A 17,831-nucleotide genomic window follows, 5' to 3' on the forward strand; every position below is an offset into this window, starting at 1 on the left:
CGGGCGCGACGGAGAAGCGGGATGGGTATTCGGGACGGCCGCATCGAGCGGCCGGACGGGAGGGGAACACGTGAGCGGCGACCTTGACGAGACCGCCCGCGCAGAGCTCGTCGAGCGCGAACCGTGTCCGCGCTGCGGGGCGGCACCCGGATCGGCGTGCTGAGCCAACTCCGGCGTCGTCGCCGTCGACTACCACACCGGCCGGTACGCGAAGATCCCCGGGCTGAAGTCCGGTCCCGCGATCCGCATCCCAGCCGCCCGCGGCCCGGGCAGGCCCTGGCAGCCGGGCCCCGAGCCCGACCCGGGCCTGCTCGCCGCGCTGGAGCGCACCGGCGACCGCGTTGGCTACGCCCGCGTCTCCAGCAAGGGCCAGGACCTCGCCGGGCAGGTCCGCGCTGAAAGAAGCCGAGTGCGTACGCATCTACGTCGAGAAGGTCGGCACCCGGGAGAAGATCCGACCCGAGTACAACGCCGCCCTCGCCGACCTCCGGCCGGCCGACACCCTGACCGTCACCATGCTCGACCGCCTCGGCCGCAACATGATCGAGCTCATCACCAGCGCGCAGGACCTCGCCGAACGCGGCCACCGCCGACCCTCACGGCGCGGACAGGGTCCTCTCCGTCGTGTTCGCCGCGATGGCAGAGGTCGAGCGGGAGTTCATCCACGAGCGGACCCTGGTCGGCCTGAACCCACCGCGGCAAACGGCAAGCACGGCGGCCGCCCGCCGGCCGTCGACGGCGACATGCTTGCCGTCGCCCTGCGCCGCCGCGACGCGAAGGAGTCCGTCACCGCCATCGCCGGGCACCTCGGGGTCGGCCGCTCCACCCTCTACCGCACCTTCGCCGCGGACGACGAAGCCATCGCCACCGGCCGGGAACCGGCGGGGTGACCCACAGACGTTTTCAGCCTGAACGTCGAGCTGACCTGCTGGCGGCAGCCTCGCTGGTTGAGGGCACGGGTCAGGTCGCGGTTCGCCGCCCGCGCCGCGAACCGCCGACTGTCCGACAGCCGCTCCACCCATCATGCAACCATCGACTCGTCCAGAGCCTCACGCGCGAGAGGAACCAAGCGCCGCCGTATGTCCTCCACGAGAAAGCCGGTTTCCTCAGCTGAGGAGCGATAGCGGTCCTTCTGCTCATCAGTCAGCGGCCCCTTGCTCAGTTCCATCAGGTACTGAATGGGCGGGTGGATGTGCCGATCCACGGCCTCCGCGTACTCGGCGGCAGTCAGCGCCACACCAGCGGGTCCTTCGAGCTCAACCGTGGTCGCAGCCTGTCGAGTCGCCCGTACCGCGTCGATGGCTGCACCACGCCATGTGTCATAGCGATGCTGGTCGTAGGGCTCCAGCGTCAGCCGTGCCAGTTGCCAGATGGCCCCCTGTGCTTCATGCGCCGCATCCATCAAGCCCTGGTAGGCGGCTTGTCGGCGATCCCGGCGCCATTTCTGGTGCTCGGCCCGTAGTTCACGAAGCTGAGTGCGATCCTGTGCGGCCTCTTGTCGTATCTGCTGCCGTTCCAGAGCCTCATTCTTCCGCCGCTCAGTCCGAGCGGTCACAAACGCCGTCAGTCCGCTGCCCAGCAGCGTGCCCATGATCGCGATGGCCGTGGTCATCCAGGTGCTCGTCACAGGCAGACATTGTGATGCACGCTCTCGAACCCGCACCTCGCCCCGCAGATCACACTGCACGCCAACAACAAACCCTGAGAGCAAGCCCGATACTTACACGGCACCTGTCACGCAGAACCAGCCAACAGCTCCATCCTGCTGACCAGGCACAACCTGGAACCAGCGCGAATCCCTACGCATCAGTAGCCGTACAGAAGGACCCCCTCGCGCTCCCCCTGATCGCGCAGGTGCCGCTTGGGGTCGCCCGCTACAACCGTGACGGTAGCTTCGCGGTGCGGGGTGCCAACCGACCCTTCACGCTGGTCGTGATCACCGGCTCAATCGCCGGGGCCGTGCTGGGCGGGCTGCGGCTCGGGGTGTTTTCGGACCTGGTGCTCATCCCCGCACTGACCGTGATCCTGCTCGTCCCCGCGGTCGAGCTCGCCCGTCACACGTGACTCGGCCAACACGAACTACCGATAGCCCTCCCACTGACAAAAGCCTGCGCCGTACTGACATCCACTCTGCGCACGACTTTTGTCCGCGGACAAAAGTCCAGGACGACAGAGGAACGTCAGTGGCTGACGACAGGAAGTGTTAGTGCTCGGCGACATGGCGGATGTCAGTAGGGATTGACGTCGTCGGTGTCGATGGCGCGGAGGCTGTACCGGACGTCATCGGCCAGGGTGGTGTCGCCATCGGTGGTGACTGTGAGGTATCCGGCATCGATGAGGCCGGCGACGGCGTGGGCCCAGGGTCCGTCCTCGTCGCCCTCGCGCGGACGAGCCGTCAGCGGATGGATGTCTTCCGGCCCGTGCCGGATGAGAGACCGAGACGGTCAGGACACCGCCGGGCCCCAGGCGGCGGGAAATGGCAGCGAGCAGAAGCTCGGGGGCGACGAGGCCGACGGCGCCTGAAGACGGAGTAGATCCCCATCGAGACGCAACCAGTTGCTGACTGTGCCTGACCGCTTCAGCTGAAGCGGTCAGGTTGACTTGGGGATCGCTTCTCCAGTTCGGCGGCAGCTACGCCGTGGAGGCGGGTCGCTACACGGCCGAACATTCGAGGATGCGGCCGTCGCTGGTGCCGATGAGGAACCGGCCGGTGGCTGTGACTGTGAGAGCGGTCGGTACGGCGGAGACCGAACCGACGGTGAGGTACTGGCGCCAGCGCACCGTGCCGTCACCCAGGTCGAGCGCAACCACCTCGCCATCGTCGTACCCGATGTAGACGGTGGCCGCGTCAGCGTCCAGTGCGGTGGCTTTCCGGTCGGTACGGAACACCCACCGCGGGCGGCCGTCGGTCGTCTCGCGCCGGACGACGAACGACCCGCCGGGCTGGAGCCCTTGGCCGTGGTACACGGTTCCGGCGTGGACCAGGGTTCCGTCCTCGACCTCGACCCCCGGACCGCCGAAATGTGTCTCCCCAGGCTCCCAGGAGTACCGGAACATCCGCCGGGCCGACTGAGCGAGGGGTACGACCGGCCTCGCGGTCGCGGGCCCTTGCAGGTCCATGGCCGCGGCCCAAGACTCGCCTTCGTAGGAGTTCGGCTGACCCGAGGGCCGGAGGACCGACCGGAAGTAGATGCGGCGTCCACCCCGGATGGGGAGCCGACTGCGGTCACTACCGCGCCCATCCGGCGACAAGGCCGGCCGCCCGTCAGCACAGCGCACCAGCGAGACGAACGACGACGGGACGATGCTGTCGAGTTGTTCCCCGTCCACGAGGGAGAGCAGGACGACCGACTGCGGGACGGAGTCGCGCGCACCGCGGCGGCGTATGAGCCCGACCCACGCGGATGCTTCATCCGTGGCGATGGCGATCTCGCGCCCGCCCTCCTCGTCCGGAACCATCCACGACCGCTCCCCCGAGGGCAGCCAGGATTCCAGCTGCGCTCCGTCGAGCGTGGCCAGGATCCGGCCGTCCGAAAGCGCTTCGACCGCACGGACATTGCGGCGTTCACCAAACAGCGACCTGGCGCAACCACGGCGGGCCCCAGGGGGCGCCTTGAGCGGTGGCCATGCTCTATCGAACCGGACCGCACTCATCGACCAACACAGGCGGCTCCGACAGGAACACGTCCGGCTCAACGGGCCCATAAGCAACATTGAGCGTGTCGAGCCAGTACGACCAGTCCCCGCGCCCGATGCCACTGAACCGGTAGTTCAACTGCCAGCGGACCCACTGGCCCGGGCTCAGGCGCACTGCTGGTGGCCTGCGCGACCGGGACGGCATACCGTACACGCGCTCCTCACGCGCCAGCACCCGCAGCCGGTCGCCCTCGTCGCGCAAGTCGACCCCGCCTTCGCCAAGGTCCTTCATCGACTCATGTGGGACGAAGCCGTCCCACTCCGACATCTCAACGAAGTGCGCGAACGAAGGCGGCACCTGCGATACCGGGAAGCCAGTCGGCACCGCGTTCCTGCGGGCAGCAGCGTCCCCGCCCCGGGAAAGCTTCGTCCAGGACGTCCTGACCCACTGCACCGTGATCTCCACTGCAACCGCCTTTCGCCCACTACGGTGAGCTCACCCTGACAGTCATCCCGTTACGACACGGCCGGCCGATCTCGGTTCCTAGCAACATTGCGCAGGGAACACCGGGCCAAACCGCTCTCGGTTCGCGCCTACAAGCGCTCTCCGACTTCACCTACGCAGCCACGCCCGGCCTTCTACGGGAGCCCGTGACCACGTTTTGTCCGTGGACTTTTGTCCGCGGACAAAAGTCCGGGCCGCTTTGCCCGGGCTCTACTAGGGACACGGCAGGAACCATCCCCGTGTGCGCGGGAGTACCCGTGACGCTTTCGTGAGTTGCCCTCGCTCGGCGCGGTGATCCCCGCGTGCGCAGGGAGCAGGACGACGGGTCTGATCGGGTCGTCCCCCTTGTGGGGTCATCCCCGCCTGCGCGGGGAGCAGTGCACCACGGCTGGCACGCCCTATAAGGCGGAGGGGCCATCCCCACATGCGCGGGGAGCAGTAGGTGCCGACCGCGACCAGCCCGGCCCAGCAGGGATCATCATCGCGTGCGCGGTGAGCAGGATCGGGAGACGAACCGCACGTCGCCGTGCAGGGGTCATCCCTGCGTGCGCGGGGAGCAGGCCCGCATCAGCCACGGCGTCCTACGCGGCCTGGGGTCATCCCCGCTTGCGCGGGGAGCAGGGCGCCGCCCCGTGGGGTGCGGTGGTTTCCGGGGGATCATCCCCGCGTACGCCGGGAGCAGGCATTCAGAAGCCCCTGCGCCATCGCCATGCCGGGGCCATCCCCGCGTGCGCGGGAGCAGAGGTGGTGCAGGGCGACCGATCGGTCCTGGATGGGGTCATCCCCGCGTGCGCAGGGAGCGGACTGACTGACCTGGCACGCTACAGCGGACAGAGGCCCATTTTCATCGCTTCTCAAGATTCGGGCATCCAAGACATTAAGGATGCTCCACTCCCTGATGGCCGCAGTCGCGCCATCCAGACTCCGACTGTGCAGCGAGCAGCTCGCCCTCAGCCAGGACGGCCCCGTGACGAGTTCCAGCCATCGGCCCGAGGTCCCTCACCAGCGTCCGTCCGTGCCCACCTGCTCCGCGACGGGCCCAGAGTCGGCCGAAGTTGCTGCGGGGAAGGACGGGAGGAGCCCCTGGGGAGGGCGCCGTACGGGAGCCAGCGCTTGAAACTCGGTTACCGCGCGTGCGTGCCTGCCTGTCGTCCGTCTTGCCCGGGGCACGCCAGTCCTCGACCTTTGTCCGCGGACAAAGGTCGAGGACTGGCGTCGGCTTTGTCCGCGGGACTCCTTCGGCGGCGGGTGACGGGGCTCTCTGTTCGGGAGAGGGGCTGTGGAGCTGTGGGCCGGGGCGTTACGGTCGCAGCGTCGGGTGATGAACGAGCGAGGGGACGGCGGATGTTGACGGAGGCATTGACCGCGCTGGCAGCGGTGGGGGGCACCGCGGTGGTGCAGGCCGCGGGAACCAGTGCCTGGCAGGGGCTGCGGCAGGTAGTGGCCGGGTGGTTCGGTCACGAGGACGAGGAGCGCGTACGCATCGCGCTGGACCGTAGTGCGCAGGCACTGGTCACTGCCGACGGGGCCGAGGCGGACGTCGTGCGCCGCGGCGAACAGGCCGCGTGGCAGGCACGTTTCGAAGCGGCCCTCACTGCGCTCGGTGAGCACGAGCGGAGGTCTGCCGCCGAGGCACTGCGCGCCCTGCTCGACACACACGCGCCTGCTCGGGCCGGCGGGGTGTCCTCGACGGGCGACGGACTCGCGGTCGGCGGTGACGTCGAGATCCGGGCCGACCACGGCTCTGTGGCCGCCCTGCGCATCGGGAACGTCTCGATGGGAAACCCTCCGCAGCCGGGCCCGCCCCAGGGCTGAGCGCGCCCGGCGCCGCCCCAGCCCCACCCGCAACCGCCCGGACCTCTATCACCGCCTCCGGGGGTGGCCTCGCGGTCGGGTACGCCGACCAGGTCAACTACTACGTCCTGACGACGCCGGGGTCCGGCGATGTCGCCCCCGGGCACGACGTACTGCTGGCTTCGTATCTGCGTGCCGCCGCGCGCAGTGCCGGCCGGCACCCCTACCCCGGCCTTGCCGAGGGCCCCGGCCCGTTCCCGCTCACCGAGGTCTACGTGCGCCAGCTCGCCGAGGACCAGCGGGCCGGCGCTCCGGACCTGGGCGGCGATCCCGACGCGCGTGCGCCGGGCGACGTGCCTGGTGACGTGCCTGGTGACGTGCCTGGTGACGTGCCCGGTGACGTGCCCGGCTCGGCCAGCGAACGGGTGCCCGCCGAGATCGTGTTCACCGGGGCCGACCGCATCCGGCTGCTCCTGGCCACAGCGGGTGGCGGCAAGTCCGTACTGCTGCGCCGCCATCTCTCCGACAGGGCCGCCCTCCTGCTGGCGGGCGGGGAGCACAATCCGTCGGATCAATCCGTCCCGGTCCTGATCCGCGCGACCACCCTGGCCACCGAGCCCCTCCTGGCCAAGGCCCTCGTATCCGCTGTCATCGAGGAACTCCGCCCGTACGGACTGCGCGAGGCACCGACCGCGGACTTCTTCACCCGGCCGCCGGCCTCCGGCACACCCTGGTTGATCATGGTCGACGGCCTCGACGAGGTCTCCGACCGCGCCACCCGTGTCGCCCTGCTGGAGCGCCTGGCCCTGGAGGGCGGCGAGGAGCCGTCGACGTACCGCTTCGTCGTCGCGACCCGCCCCCTGCCCGACGGCGAGCTGGCCCGGCTGGGACCCGGCGTCGGACGCTTCGAGCTCCTGCCCTTCACCGAGGACGACCTGGATACCTACGCCCTACGGTGCTTCCGCCGACTGCCCGAACGCCGTCTGCACGCCCGTCGCTTCACCGCAGGACTGAAGGCATCAGGTCTGCACGAGCTGGCCCGCACCCCGCTGATGGCTTCCATGCTGTCTCCGCTGTACGCGGCGAACCCGGCTCGGTCCCTGCCCGAGGGACGCACCGGGGCCTACCGGTCCTTCGTCGAGCTGCTCTACGAGCAGAACACCCACAAGAGCATCCGCGCCACCCACGCCGAGGCGATCCGTGTCCTCACCGAGCGGCACCAGATCCCCCGCGACCAGCAGGCGGCCGAGCAGGCCGCGCGCCTGGTCCGTGACGAACTGCCTGAGCTCATAGACCACGTGGCACACGAAAGGCTCAACGGGAACACCGCCCCGGTCATCGAGATCCTCGCCGCCCATCTGCACGTCCAGCGCCCGGAGAAGGTCAGGCCCGCGCTCTGGAACGCGTTCCTGGGTGATCTCCTGCGGCCCACCGGCCTCCTGGCCGAGCGTGCGGGAGACTTCCACTTCCTCCACCACACCCTGCTCGAGTACCACGCCGCCCGGCACGCCACCCGCGACGTCCGGGCCCGCGCCGAGCTGTTCGCGCGGCTGTTCCCCCGCCGGCCCGTCCCCGCCGGAGACGACGGGGCCGAAGGCGCCGTGGCCCCCTCCCACGTACCCGCGCCGTCCGTCCGGCGTCCCGCCGTCGACCCGTCCTACCTGGGCTTCCTCCTGCACGGGCTCCTCGCCCCCGGCGACCACATCGCGACCAATACCGTGCGGGTCCTGGACGAACTGGCCGCTCGCAACCCGGTTGCCGCCGTACGACTCTTCTCCCAGCAGACCATGCTGCGGACCGGTCTGCCCGATGACGTCACGGCCCGTCATTGCGCAGCCCTTTCACGGAACAAGGAGCTGGCCGGCTACCGGATCGTGGCCGCCTTGTGCCTGGCCATGGTCACCGGGCACCGGCCGGAGGGCGCCGAGCTGCTCACCGGGCTCGTCGACGACACCGCCCTGACGTTCGAGAACCGGGTACGGGCGGCCGAGCAACTGGCGCGATTGAAGGACTACAGGCCCGCGGCCGCGGGCCTCCTGCTCCGCCTGGCAGGCGACAGCGCGCTTCCTCACAAGGACCGCCTGAAGGCCGGACGGGCCCTCGGCGGACTGACCGAGTACCGGCACGAGGCCGTCGCGCTGTTCACCTCTCTCCTCGATCTCGACCCTCTCCCCCTCTACGGCGATTTCTACGAGCGCATGGACTACGCAACGCTCCTGGCCGGCTGGGGCGAAGAACGGGGCACGAGGCTGCTCTTGCGCCTGACCGAGAACAGGGCCCTGTCCGTTCGCCGCCGTGCGAGGGCCGCCCACGGCCTGGCCTGGCTCGACGACGAACGCGTGGCCGGGCCGCTCGCCGCGATGTCGGTGTACGACGACCCCGAGGACGACATCTACGGTCCCGTGCTGGCGGCCCGCGCCCTCGCCCGGCTATCCAGGCACCGTGAGGAGGGCGCCCGGGCCCTGGCCAGGATCGCCAGTGACCCCGATGCCTGGGACAGCGCCGCCCGTGTGGATGCCGCCGAATTCCTGGCCGAGGTGGACGGGCACCGCGGCGAGGCCGTCGAACTCCTCACCCGCCTCGCCCAAGCCGGCCCCACCACGACACGCGCCGCCAAGGCACTCGCCAGACTCCGCAACCGCCGCCCGACCGCGTGAACCCCGGGCCGCTACCGCCCGAACTGGGCTGGAGGACGGAACGCTCCAGCTCCTTCAGTACGGGAGGCCCTGGGCCACGTTTTGTCCGTGGACTTTTGTCCGCGGACAAAAGTCCACGGCCGCCGTGCTTGCTGCCCTTCTCGGGACACGGCAAAAGACATCCCCGCGTACGCGGGGACCCGACATCACCGGCCGCGCCGAACAGCATCTGCGCGGGGCCATCCCCACTTACACGGGGAACAGAGCCGGCCTGCGCCTTCTGACGCCGTGTAGGCGGAGTCATCCCCGCGTGCGCGGGGAGCAGCAGATCACCTCGGGTGGAGCCCGCCCTGTCCTGGGGTCATCCCCGCGTGCGCGGGTAGCAGGCGTTTACGGTGAGCTTCCTCCAACGGGGCCGGGGGTCATCCCGGCGTGCGCGGGGAGCAGAGTTCCGTGGACGTGCCGAGCGGGGTGCCCGTGGGGTCATCCCCGCGTGCGCAGGGAGCAGTTCACCCAAACTCCGCCGAAGGACAGTTCGGCGGGCTCATCCCCGCGTGCGCGGGGAGCAGACCATCGGCTGGATCGGCTGGGCCGCCTTCACGGGGTCATCCCCGCGTGCGCGGGGAGCAGACCTCCGTCGGGTGGTTGGTCGCGTCGTACGCGGGGTCATCCCCGCGTGCGCGGGGAGCAGACTGCCTGACCTGGCACGTTACAGCGACCGCGGGCCCATTTTCATCACTTCCCAAGATTCGGGCATGCAAGGCATTCAGGAGATTCCACTCCCAGGCGGGCCGCAGTCAGGCGCTCTCCCGACGCCGGCTGTTGCAGAAGCCAGCTCGGCCTCAGCCAAGGGACGGCCCCGTGCCGAGGGCCGCCCGTTGATGGGGATCTCGGAAAACGGCCAGAGCTACTCACGGTTCCCCGCTCCGTCCGGCCTTCAACTGAGTGGGGAGTCTCAGGGTTCTGACCGCGCTTCCGTGACAACTGCGCCAGAAAGAAGGCCCATGTCCAGGGCGGGCAGCCAGCCTGAGCGTCTCCCAACTCGACGCCATGGCCTGCTGCGGGCCTGTCACTGCTCCTGGTAAGCTCATCGATCTCGATCCGCAGCCTTGGTTCTGCGTCCACACGGCACGGTAGAAGCCGTCCGCGCCCGAGCCAGGTGCAAGATCCACGCTCACGCGTCGAAAGGTCTTGCTGTGAAAGAGATCGGGCAGAACGAGACGGTGCCGAATACCGAAGGCGTCTATCTGCTGACCGCCGTCAGCCCGCGTAAGGACGAAGGCAACAGCCCGACCGGGATTGTCGGCCGGTGCCTGGCACGACAACTGTTGACCTCGGGCCGGCATGTGCGGGTGATCGCCGAGCCGGACCAGTGCGGCGGCTGGCCTGACACGGTCGAAGTGGTCGAAGGCTCCATCACCCGGCCGCTGGAGTGCTCCCGAGCCTTCGACGGTATCGAGGCCGCTTTCCTTGCCGGCGCCCTTCCGTCCACGGTCCAGGACGCCCTGACCCTGATGCGGAACGCCGCCGCGAGGAAGATCGTCCTGTTGTCGTCTCATGGACCGGAATATGAGGAGGCGAATCCGCCGGAGACCTGGTTCTGGCTGGCGATCGAGAAGGCGGTGGAACACTCGGACATCGTCTGGACGCACATCCGGCCGTCGGCTGTGATGGGCGCCGTCATCGAGGGGACCTATCCGGCGACAGGGTCAGACTGGCCTGACACCGTCCGCGCCGACGGGGTGGTCCGTGAGGCTTTCCTCAACCAGGGCCACTACCCATTCATCCACGAGGAGGACCTCGCCGCCGTAGCGGCTGCGGCCCTGACCAGCGACGACTACGCTGGGACGGTCATCGAGGCGGTGGGCCCGCCGCTGAGCACGCGTTCACGCATACGGAGCATCGCCGCCGCTCTCAGCCGCGACATCGATACCGTTGAGCTGACGCCAGACGAGAGCCGGACGATCTGGCAGCATCTTGGCTGGCCTGGCGGTGCGATCGACGTGACGCTGTACGCCCTTGAAGAGTACGGCGCCCGATTCGCCGAACTCGCTCAGTGGACAGCCGACCAGCAGCCGTCCGTGCAGGACATCACTGGCCGTCCGCTGCGCACCTACGACGACTGGGTATGCGAGAACATCGACTCATTTCGCTGACCTCGGCACGTCGCAATAGCCGTCTGCGGGGGCCTTCGGACCCTGGTCGACTTCTCGCGAAGACCCGGCAAGGTCAGCGGGTCCCCCGTTACCCTCCGGGCCACCTCAAGCGTTCAGCCCGGCCAAGTGGCACGGGCGCGCCTCATTCGCTCCGCCAAGAGCCGCATCGTTCTTCAGCCGTAGTCATCACGGAAGCACGGTCAGAACCAGTCTCAGCGAGCATCACGAGCATCGTGGGCCGGGGCCGCCCGCTCGTGCAGTGTGCGGGCCTGCCGGCCGGGCAAGGGCGCCTGCGGCGGCGCTGCGCGCTGGCCGTCGGCCACCCTGGACAGTCCGTCCCGCCCCTGGACCTGGCCGTCTATCGGGCGGCCCCTCCTGAGCGGCGTCCGTCCGCAGCTCAGTGCGCCGCAGGCTGGGGAATCTCGTGAGCAGGTGTGGGGAGCGCCCGAGCACGGGGTGGGGAAATCCAGGGAGCCTCATCACCGTCAGTCGGAGACCTCACCGGCACCAGTCCGTGCCCACCTGCTCCGCGACGGGCCCGGGGTCGGCCGGAGTTGCTGCGTCAGGAGACGGGAGGAGTTCCGTGGGGAGGGTCGGTACGGGGAGCCAGCGCTTGAGTCCGCGGTGGCTGGCGCCCGCCATGAGGACGAGCAGGCCCCAGGTCAGCGGCTCCGGCAGGTTGAGGAGGGACAGCAGCTTGCCGACCACGATCAGGCCGGCGACGAAGAGGCCGTAGCCGAGGAGCTTCGCGCCGATCGTCTCGTTGCGCCAGCGGCGGGCCTTCCCAGCTGGGGTCCGCCGTTAGCAGCTCCGCCGAGGCCAAGGGCCCGGGGCTCAGGTGGGTCGGGGCCACCGTGCGGGCGAGGAGCGAGCCGAGGATGGCGAACAGGTTGGTGAGCGCGGCCTGGTTGGCCTCGACGAGCCGCACCTTGGCCGCGTGGAGGTTGCATACCTCGTCGTGCTCGGTCACCGGCACCATCCGGCACCTCGACGGCTCCGACGACCACCACGGTCGTGTACTCGAGGGGCAGGGAGCGGCTCAGCATGCGCCGGTCGGCCTCGGCGAGTACGCCGATTCCGGCGATCGCTACCACCAGCAGCGGCGTCCCCCACGGATACCCATCCTCGGCGTGGCTGTTCAGGGCGAGGAACACGGGCACGAGCGGCCCGAGCCAGGCGAACGTCCAGAGCAGCAGGATGGACAGGACCTAGCAGCGGCAGTGCTCCAGGCGCTGTTCGAGGCGCCTGATCTCGGGGAGCTCCACGCCGGCCGGCGCGTCTGCGCTCAGCGCAGCGACCGTGCGGACCGCCTGGAGGGTGACCGACTTGGCCACCGCCGCCGGCCGGAAGAGGCGGAACACCCCTCCCCCGCGGCATCCGCATCCGTGTGGTCCACCAGGGGAGCAACGAACCAGAAGGCGACCGCGGTGCGGAGACCGGTCGCCCAGACGAGGCCCGTGAAGTGATAGTTCAGTGGGGATGGTGCCGCCCCGCACTGACGTCGTGGCGCCGAACGGCCTCGGTTTCACGCCCGTGGCCCCGCCTCCCTGACACGGAACACAGGTCCGGGGAATTACGGCGCCCGCATCCGGGCTGCGGCGAATATACTGAGCCCACCAAGTTGCTCAGGCACGAATGGCCCCCACCATCGGTGGGGGCCATTCGCATGTCCGCAGGCGGACGCCGAGACCTCAGGCGACCTGCAGCTTCGGCCTGCCGGCCGCGGCGGGCGGGGCCTGGTGGTACGTGGGCAGCTTCAGGTTCGGCAGGTCCCCCGCCTGGATGCGGATGAGGGCCGCGCGGAACGCCGCCTCCATGGCATCCGGGGACTCGTACTTCGCCGCCAGCGGGTGGAGCCGGTACGAGTTGCCCGTACGCTCCTCGCTGCGCGGCCGCAGCACGATGTTCAGGTCGCAGAGCGGCGCCATGAGCCCGCTGATGGCCTGGGGGGTGACCCCGTACTCGGCCGCCATGTCCTTCTGCCGGACCGGCAGCGTTCCCCCGAAGTCGCTGCGGGAGACCAGGTACTGGAGGAACTTGACGGCGGACCCTGACAGCGGCAGGGCCCAGATGCGCTCCGCGACGATCGGAGACATGACGTTAGCCATGGGGGGACAGCCTTCCTCGTGAACGGTCGCCTGTGTACGGGCCGTACTGGCCTGGCAGCGCTATCACCCGGTTCTCTTCCTCGTATTCGTACCAAAGCTCTCCTCGACCCCGAAGTCGAGATCCAGCTCCTCCTGATGGGCGCCTTCCGGCCCCATCGCGTACGGGAACGCCTCCGGGTCGTAGTCGTGCTTCTCGGCGATGTCGGCGAGCACCTCGTGCTGCGCCGTGCTGTTGCCGTGGAACCACAGACGCACGTTGATCTGGATCCGGCCGTTGCCGGCCTTCTCCACCCAGTTGTAGCCGCACAGCGCCTGGACGGCACGGTTTACCGTCGAACGCGTGATCATCTTGCCGCCCTTCTGGGCAGCGACCTTGTTCAGTCCGTCCGTGATCTCCTGCTGCGTGTACGGGGTGATGCCGGTGCCCGGCACCTGTCCCCCGGCCACGAAGAGGAAGACGCACAGCTGCGACTTGGTGATGCTGTTCGCGACGGCCAGCTGAGCGAGCAGCTGCGTGAACCAGTTGCTGGCCAGGCTGTATCCGGCGCCCCCGGCCATATCGTGGACGGCCTTCGGGTCCGCGGCGTACTCGAAGTGGACGCCCTTGAGCCGGCGACGGCCGCTGGGGTCGGTGGCCTCGGCCACCTTCTCTCCGAGCTGCTGACCGAGTACGGCCAGGATGTCGCCGTACTCCGCTTCGTTCCCCTCGGCGGTGGGGACGGGGACAGGCCGGGGCCCGCGCCGACGACGGGCGGGCGGATCAGATGTCACAGGACCTCCTTGTTGCTCAGGCGGTCCGAGAGTATCCAAAAAATCAAGCAGTGCTTGTCTTTTGACGCGTCGGCGCGTCGGAAGTAGCCCCTGCGTGGAGTCCCTGTGGGGTCCTGTTCGACCGGCGAGCCAAAAGTACACGGTACGTGAAGTTATTTTTCGAGCAAGCCCCGAAAGTCCACGGCTCCTTGATTTATGTGTGTCGCGATGGCGACACATTCGGGCTTCCCGGCGTTCGAGCCGAGGGTCGATCCGCCGATCGGTCCGACTCTCTGACCTGCGGCGATCCAGGGCCCGTTGGCGCGTCCAGAAACTACACCGCTGCTTGAGTTTTCCGCGAAATGTGCTCGCCAGATACACATTCCGGAGCACCAAATGTGTCCTGGGGGACACATACCCCTCGACAAACCCGCAGGTCAGAGGCTTAAAAACGCCGAGCCCTCTTATTAAAGAGCGCAACTGGAGCGACGGCCTCAGCGCCCACCCAGCCTGCGCAGCGTCAGCTGCGGGACGTGCCGTCTGGTGGTGCATCAGCAGCGAACCGCTCCTCACGACACACTTCTGCTGCCCAGGACGACGGGTACCCCAGGCCCCGTTCCTGAGGGGTGTGACCGCTCGGTTCTCGCTCGCTCCGACCTTCCGCCGCTCCGACCCTTCTCCGACCGGTACCACGGAACGTCAGCCACGACGATGCGGTGGGTAGGACGATCACGCGCGCGTGTGCACGGCAACCCATCCCCGGTCTCTGCCACGTTGCGATGTCTTGCACTCCACCGAACCGCCGGTCGCCGACGTTGCTCAGCCACCCCGTCGGGGCACCGCAAGCCCGCCAGGGCTGAGGAGCTGCCGACCCCCGCGCACCTCGAACGGAGGGGGCGTGGGGTGCTGGTTCGGTCATTCCGGACGAGATCATCCAAAAACCGACCCACAGAACGGGGCCTAGAGGGCCCGATCTCGTACACCCTCAGGTGATGTGACCTTCCCTCCGCTCAAAGCTCGCCAGCGGGGCGCTGACGGCCTCACGGCCCTTGGGAGGTGCTCCTAACCGCTCGTGACTCACTCGATCGGAAGAGCTGTGGACTGAGCGTTTCAGTTGGCCCCTGACCGTTGTACTTGACCCGGCTGAGCCTGACGGTTGGCCCGGCCGTCCGCGGGTGGCGCTCCGCCGATCTGTTCGGCTGCAGCGTCATGGGTTTCTCGTTGCTCCACAGCGCGGCCGATGAGTTCGTGGCTCGCGGCCAGTCCAAGCTCGTGACAGCCCAGGAAAGGACACCGCCATGTCGGAGCTTCTCGTCGACTTCATCACCTCCCTCGACGGCCACGCATCGGGAGAGGGATGGCCCGGGTTCTGGGGCCTCGAGGGCCCGGAGTACCTCGCATGGCTCGGCGAGCAGCCCCCAGCCACCTACCTGATGGGAGCGAACACCTACCGCCTCATGTCGGGCTTCGCAGCAGGCCAGGTCCCCAATGGCCAAGACGAGTTCAGGCCCGAAGAAGAAGCGTCCGTCGACGAGCTCACGCAAGCGTCCAAGGTGGTGTTCTCCTCCTCACTCGAGGAGCCACTGACATGGGCCAACTCCACGCTCGTCCGCGACGACGCCGTCGAGGCGGTCCGCGCCATGAAGTCGAGCGGCTCGGGCCTCCTCAGCACGATCGGCAGCCTCAGCCTGTCCCGGTCACTGCTACGAGCCGGACTCGTCGACCGCTTCCGGGTCGTCATGTTCCCCGTGATCACCGGGGCCACCGGCGAAGAACGCATCTACGACGGCTATCCCGACGTCGCCCTCGAGATGACCCAGCACCGCACCTTCGACGGCCGCATCCAACTGGTCGAGTACAAGCCCCGCGTACTCGACCACCCGCCCCTCGGCATCCCTGCCTGACCGTCGCCCCCTCCACCGGTCTCGACAGCCGCCAGCCCGGCGCCGCCGGGTCCGGAGCAAGACCTAACAGAGGCACCGGCCAGCGGCTGCAGACCGCAGTCTCCGCAAAGATCAACCTTCCGGATCGGATGCGCCGCTGGACGCTTCCCTGGGCAGAGCCTCGCGGCCTGAGCGCCCTACATGGCCGATGGGGCCAACTGAATCGCTCAGTCACAAGAATTGAGACTTGGCGTTCCACTCGGCCCCACAAGGCGACGTCAGCCACGGTCATTGCTGGGAAGGGATGGCCGAGTCACTGGTCTGCTCCGGCCTGTCGGCCTACTTGGAGCAGGTCTGGTCAGTGGCGGGCAGCTTGCCGGTGGCCAGGTACCGGTTGACCTTGTCGTCGACGCAGGCGTTCTCGTAGAGGCCGTAGACCGCGTGCCGGTTGGCGTCCTTCAGGGTGAGCAGCTTGGAGCTGGGCAGCAGGCCGTGCAGGGCGACGGCCCCCGTGTGCGGGGTGCGCGGGTCTCCGGTGGCGGACACGATCAGCATCTTGGCGTCGCGCTTCACCTCGGTGGGCTCCTCGCGGGGCCGGTCCCAGAAGGCGCACGGACCGATGTTGTTCACCAGCGGACCGAGGCGCGGGTGCGCGGCACGGCTCCGCTCGATGTCGCGCCAGTAGACCTCGGGGTCGCTCGGGGCCGCTACGTCCCCGCAGATGACCGCGGACTGGACACTGCCGTGGTGCGACTGCTCGCCGGTCGTCACGAGACGGAGGATCCCCGCGAACTGCGGCGACAGTTCCGTTGGCTGCCCTGCAGCAGCTCGGTTCAGTACGAACACCTGCTCACCGAGGGCCGCCCGGGACGCGTCGGTGTCGCTGTCGATCCCGGCGACGAGAACGAACGGGACCAGGGTGTCGTCGAGGTGGAAGGTGTCCGGGCCGGTGCCGACGGTGATCGGGCGGCGTGCGGATTGCTCGATGAGGCGGTCGATCGTCGCGAGGACCTCGTCGCGGGTGCGGCCGAGGCCGTAGGTGTCATTGCGGACCGCAGCCCACGCGGCCCAGCCGGCGAGCGCCTGCTCGTTCTCACCAACGGCCTCCCGCAGCAACCGGGGGCCGAACTTGCGCGGATCGATGGCTCCGTCCAGGACCATGCGGTCGGTTCGGCCCGGGAACATCTGGGTGTAGACGGTGCCCAGGTAGGTGCCGTACGAGTAGCCGAAGTAGGAGATCTTCCGCTCGCCGAGCGCCCCGCGGATGACGTCCATGTCGCGGGCCGTGTTGCGGGTGCTGACGTGCGGCAGCACGGCGGCGGTGTTGGTGCCGTCGGTGGCACTGCACTTGGCGGCCAGGTCCTTCTGGAGGACGACCTGGCGCTCGAAGGCTGCCCGGTCGAGACCGGCCGACGAGAGACTGGTGCCGACGGGCCAGCCGCAGTCCAGCGGGGTGCTCCGGCCGACGAAGCGCGGGTCGAAACCGACGATGTCATACCGCGGTCCCGTCTTCTTCATCCAGGCGTGGAACTCCGGCGGGGATTCGAAAGCGGTGCCGCCGGGACCGCCGTTGTTGAGCAGGATCGAGCCGATGCGGTGGCGGGTGTCGGTGGCTTTGAGCCGGGATATCGCGACGGTGATCGTACGTCCCCGGGGGGCGGTGTAGTCGAGCGGCACGGTGACGTCCGCGCACTGCACGCCGGCTGCGTCCAGACCACGGCCCACGGTGTCGTCCGGGCCTTCGGCGCAGCTGCCCCAGCCCAGTCGCTGGTTGTAGAAGCGGTCGAGTCCGGAGGCGGACTTCGGCGCGCCGGGAACCGCCGTGGCCGTGGCGGGGGCGACCCCGAGGCAGACGGCGAGAGCGAGGCCCACGGCGGAGGCGCGGCGCATGGCCGAGGTGCGGCGCATGGCCGAGGCCACGGTCATCACGAGGTCTCCTCGGGGCGGTGGGAGGGGGGCGTCGCGGTCGGGGGTGCCAGTCGTATGTGTCTCACCCGTCAGACGCTAGGCGGAGCAGCCGACCCCCTCACTACGGGTGACCTCCCAATTCCCAGGGGGTAACCCCCACCTACGGTCCGCGACTGCGCCGACGGCACGGGAACACGCGGCTGGTGAAGCAAGGGGAATCAAGGGGTGCATCCGCCAAGCCGAGGCCGGTCTGGAGCACGTCCAGCGTGGAGATCTCCACCGCCGGGTGAACCGTCCCCCGCTCCCCCTGGGTCCCCGTATCGGTCGACTGGCACCGTCGGATGTCGCATGGGTGTAGGAAGACGGAAGGCGCTTTCCGTACAACAAGGCTGATACCCGGCCGACATGTTCGGTGTGGCGCTTCACCTTCCGGCCAGAAGGTTAGTAAGGTACCC

The 17,831-nt window shown here is 68.9% G+C and carries 14 protein-coding genes; 6 read left to right on the plus strand and 8 right to left on the minus strand.

Annotated elements, in window-relative coordinates:
* Window positions 1-341: 341 nt before the first annotated feature.
* Window positions 342-890 (plus strand): recombinase family protein, encoded by a 549-nt coding sequence (locus tag AC061S_RS25285; protein ID WP_478688187.1) that lies wholly within the window; start codon window positions 342-344, stop codon window positions 888-890.
* 131 nt (window positions 891-1,021) lie between these two features.
* Here the strand turns inward: AC061S_RS25285 and AC061S_RS25290 are convergent, their stop codons facing one another.
* Entirely contained in the window at window positions 1,022-1,612 is a 591-nt protein-coding gene (locus tag AC061S_RS25290) for a hypothetical protein (RefSeq protein ID WP_478688188.1), read from the minus strand.
* Window positions 1,613-1,932: 320 nt separating this feature from the next.
* On the opposite strand from AC061S_RS25290, the gene AC061S_RS25295 reads away from it, so the two are divergent.
* Window positions 1,933-2,064 carry a hypothetical protein gene (locus tag AC061S_RS25295; RefSeq protein WP_478688189.1) on the plus strand — a complete coding sequence of 44 codons (132 nt, stop codon included), beginning with the start codon at window positions 1,933-1,935 and terminating at the stop codon, window positions 2,062-2,064.
* Window positions 2,065-2,652: 588 nt separating this feature from the next.
* Here AC061S_RS25295 and AC061S_RS25300 read toward each other — a convergent pair.
* Both AC061S_RS25300 and AC061S_RS25305 read right to left on the minus strand, forming a co-directional pair.
* Window positions 2,653-3,459 (minus strand): outer membrane protein assembly factor BamB family protein, encoded by an 807-nt coding sequence (locus tag AC061S_RS25300; protein WP_478688190.1) that lies wholly within the window; start codon window positions 3,457-3,459, stop codon window positions 2,653-2,655.
* Window positions 3,460-3,631: 172 nt separating this feature from the next.
* On the minus strand, window positions 3,632-4,102 hold the full coding sequence (locus AC061S_RS25305) for a hypothetical protein (RefSeq protein ID WP_478688191.1): 471 nt from the start codon (window positions 4,100-4,102) through the stop codon (window positions 3,632-3,634).
* Window positions 4,103-5,485: 1,383 nt separating this feature from the next.
* Here AC061S_RS25305 and AC061S_RS25310 point away from each other — a divergent pair.
* The 3 genes from AC061S_RS25310 to AC061S_RS25320 all read left to right on the plus strand — a co-directional run bounded on the left by AC061S_RS25310 (window position 5,486) and on the right by AC061S_RS25320 (window position 10,727).
* The gene (locus tag AC061S_RS25310) at window positions 5,486-5,956 is read left to right on the plus strand and encodes a hypothetical protein (RefSeq protein WP_478688192.1); all 471 of its coding nucleotides are present in this window, start codon (window positions 5,486-5,488) and stop codon (window positions 5,954-5,956) included.
* 254 nt (window positions 5,957-6,210) lie between these two features.
* Window positions 6,211-8,592 carry an NACHT domain-containing protein gene (locus AC061S_RS25315; protein ID WP_478688193.1) on the plus strand — a complete coding sequence of 794 codons (2,382 nt, stop codon included), beginning with the start codon at window positions 6,211-6,213 and terminating at the stop codon, window positions 8,590-8,592.
* A 1,175-nt stretch (window positions 8,593-9,767) separates the two neighbouring features.
* Window positions 9,768-10,727 carry an SDR family oxidoreductase gene (locus tag AC061S_RS25320; protein ID WP_478688194.1) on the plus strand — a complete coding sequence of 320 codons (960 nt, stop codon included), beginning with the start codon at window positions 9,768-9,770 and terminating at the stop codon, window positions 10,725-10,727.
* 498 nt (window positions 10,728-11,225) lie between these two features.
* Here the strand turns inward: AC061S_RS25320 and AC061S_RS25325 are convergent, their stop codons facing one another.
* The 4 genes from AC061S_RS25325 to AC061S_RS25340 form a co-directional block, all read right to left on the minus strand.
* Window positions 11,226-11,435: a hypothetical protein gene (locus AC061S_RS25325; RefSeq protein WP_478688195.1), complete on the minus strand. Its 210-nt coding sequence runs from the start codon at window positions 11,433-11,435 to the stop codon at window positions 11,226-11,228.
* A 500-nt stretch (window positions 11,436-11,935) separates the two neighbouring features.
* Window positions 11,936-12,088 carry a hypothetical protein gene (locus AC061S_RS25330; RefSeq protein ID WP_478688196.1) on the minus strand — a complete coding sequence of 51 codons (153 nt, stop codon included), beginning with the start codon at window positions 12,086-12,088 and terminating at the stop codon, window positions 11,936-11,938.
* 330 nt (window positions 12,089-12,418) lie between these two features.
* Window positions 12,419-12,835, minus strand: coding sequence for a hypothetical protein (locus AC061S_RS25335; protein ID WP_478688197.1), 417 nt, complete (start codon window positions 12,833-12,835; stop codon window positions 12,419-12,421).
* Window positions 12,836-12,898: 63 nt separating this feature from the next.
* Window positions 12,899-13,606: a hypothetical protein gene (locus AC061S_RS25340; protein WP_478688198.1), complete on the minus strand. Its 708-nt coding sequence runs from the start codon at window positions 13,604-13,606 to the stop codon at window positions 12,899-12,901.
* Window positions 13,607-14,883: 1,277 nt separating this feature from the next.
* Between AC061S_RS25340 and AC061S_RS25345 the strand changes: the two genes are divergently transcribed.
* On the plus strand, window positions 14,884-15,489 hold the full coding sequence (locus AC061S_RS25345) for a dihydrofolate reductase family protein (protein ID WP_478688199.1): 606 nt from the start codon (window positions 14,884-14,886) through the stop codon (window positions 15,487-15,489).
* Window positions 15,490-15,807: 318 nt separating this feature from the next.
* On the opposite strand, the gene AC061S_RS25350 is transcribed toward AC061S_RS25345, so the two are convergent.
* A complete protein-coding gene (locus AC061S_RS25350; protein WP_478688200.1) occupies window positions 15,808-17,394 on the minus strand; it encodes an alpha/beta hydrolase in 1,587 nt (528 codons plus the stop codon).
* Window positions 17,395-17,831: the final 437 nt, after the last annotated feature.

The organism is Streptomyces sp. CA189 (assembly GCF_056428985.1).

What these genes read in the sequence shown, in the direction of transcription:
- AC061S_RS25290 (WP_478688188.1), bottom strand. Translation starts at nt 1,612, where the DNA reads ATGACCACGGCCATCGCGATCATGGGCACGCTGCTGGGCAGCGGACTG.
- AC061S_RS25335 (WP_478688197.1), bottom strand. Translation starts at nt 12,835, where the DNA reads ATGGCTAACGTCATGTCTCCGATCGTCGCGGAGCGCATCTGGGCCCTG.
- AC061S_RS25350 (WP_478688200.1), bottom strand. Translation starts at nt 17,394, where the DNA reads ATGACCGTGGCCTCGGCCATGCGCCGCACCTCGGCCATGCGCCGCGCC.
- AC061S_RS25300 (WP_478688190.1), bottom strand. Translation starts at nt 3,459, where the DNA reads ATGGTTCCGGACGAGGAGGGCGGGCGCGAGATCGCCATCGCCACGGAT.
- AC061S_RS25345 (WP_478688199.1), top strand. Translation starts at nt 14,884, where the DNA reads ATGTCGGAGCTTCTCGTCGACTTCATCACCTCCCTCGACGGCCACGCA.
- AC061S_RS25310 (WP_478688192.1), top strand. Translation starts at nt 5,486, where the DNA reads ATGTTGACGGAGGCATTGACCGCGCTGGCAGCGGTGGGGGGCACCGCG.